Genomic DNA, 1,421 nt, shown 5'->3' on the forward strand with positions numbered 1-1,421 from the left:
CTAGTACTACAGCCGCACTTCAGTGGCAGCGCCGCGGGTGATGTAGTGGCAGCGGCGGGCCCGGGCTTGGTGTCTGCGGCGCCAGTGTGACCAGTGGAGGATCCGTTGTGGATCGTGCTCCGGGGGCCAGACCAGGCAGGTGATCAGGTGCCGGATCTCGGGCAGTGACAGCTCGCTCAGCTCGCCGCGCAGGTCCGGGGCCCCCCTTTTTCGCCGCTGGTGGCGGCGCGGGTGACGGTGAGGAAGGCGTGCGCCCAACAGGCGAGGGTGATGTGTCGGTACCAGGCGTCGTAGCGGCGGACCTGGTACTGGTCCAGGCCGACCTGGCCCTTGCCGGTCTCGAAGGACTCCTCGATCGCCCAGCGGCGGCCGGCGACGCCGACCAGGTCGGCCAGCGACGTCTCGGCCGGGCAAAAGCACAGGTAGTGGGCCAGCTCGCCGTCGGACAGGCGGCGGCGGAGTAGCAGCCAGTACCGGCCGGGCTCGGACAGGGGACGGATCGGTATCCGCACCCAGTCATAGATCCGCGGGCCCTTGGCGCCCACGCCGGCCGACAACGACTGCCAATCCGCCTCGGGCACCGCCGCCGACAGCGCGTCGACCCGGGCATCGGCCGGCCTGCCGTCGGTCGCCGCGATGACGTGCTGGTTCACCGGGACGGCAAGCACATAGGCCATAGCTCGTTCCTCCAGCGCCAGGCGGAGGGCGGCGTTCTGCCCGTAGACCTCGTCACCGGCCACCCAGCCGGCCGGGACCTCGGCGTCCAGCGCGCGCATCAGCATCTGCCGGGCCAGTTCCGGTTTGGTCGCGAACTCCACGCCCGGGCCGATGCCGGCTTCGGCGCAGCGGGCCCGGTCCTCGGTCCAGGCCTTGGGCAGATACAGCTCCCGGTCGATGAACGTCCGCCCGGCCCGGGCGGCGTAGACCAGGAACACCCCGATCTGCGAGTTCTCGATCCGCCCCGCGGTACCGGAGTACTGCCGGGCCACCCCCGCCGACTTGGTGCCCTTCTTCAGAAACCCGGTCTCGTCGATCACCAGCACCGCGTCGCCATCGGCGAGGTACTCCACGACGTACTCACGCAGGTCATCACGGACCGCGCCGGCATCCCAGTCGGCGTGATTGAGCAGTCGCTGAGTCGCATCCGGCGAGCGGTCACCGGCTCGCTCGGCCAGCGTCCACCCGTTCTTGCGCTCCACGTCCGACAGCAGACCCCGCAGGTAGGCACCGGCCTGCGCACGCGGCTCCGGCCGGACGAATCGCGGCCCGATCCGCCAGACCACCTCTTCCAGACCAGCTGCCCAGCCCTCGACCTCGGCCACGCTGACATCTTCGGTCATCCAGCGACCGTCACCAGCCGCAGCGCCTCAACCTGGGAGACACGCCGAAGCCCACCAAATACGGTGCGGCTGTAGTACTAG

Annotated in this window: 1 pseudogene; it reads right to left on the reverse strand. The window is 70.2% G+C overall.

The window, feature by feature from the left end:
- Positions 1–6: 6 nt before the first annotated feature.
- A pseudogene (locus tag BMW62_RS21995) lies at positions 7–1,340 on the reverse strand (IS701 family transposase).
- Positions 1,341–1,421 lie beyond the last annotated feature (81 nt).

It is taken from the genome of Blastococcus sp. DSM 46786 (genome assembly GCF_900109665.1).
Classification (GTDB): domain Bacteria; phylum Actinomycetota; class Actinomycetes; order Mycobacteriales; family Geodermatophilaceae; genus Blastococcus; species Blastococcus carthaginiensis.